The sequence below is a fragment of the Aeribacillus sp. JST-2 genome (assembly GCF_056032925.1).
This window is the reverse complement of sequence record NZ_JBVVUU010000016.1, coordinates 57248-57470: the sequence shown is the minus strand read 5'-3', so window position 1 is coordinate 57470 and position 223 is coordinate 57248. Positions and strand designations below refer to the sequence as shown.

Here is a 223-nt window from a genome sequence, read left to right as displayed (position 1 = left end):
AACGATGAAGCAAGCAAATGTATCTTTTCAGGATTTGAGTGCAATTGCTGTAACAGAAGGGCCTGGATTAGTAGGAGCGCTGTTAATAGGGGTCAATGCTGCAAAAGCGTTAGCCTTTGCTCATCAACTCCCCCTTATTGGAGTGCATCATATCGCAGGACATATATATGCCAATCGCTTAATAAAAGAGCTCGCTTTTCCGCTCATAGCCCTCGTAGTATCT

The 223-nt window shown here is 43.9% G+C and carries 1 pseudogene; it reads left to right on the top strand.

What is annotated here, in order from left to right:
• Positions 1–223 (top strand): annotated as a pseudogene (locus tag AC0KTX_RS10020) (tRNA (adenosine(37)-N6)-threonylcarbamoyltransferase complex transferase subunit TsaD); the annotation flags it as partial.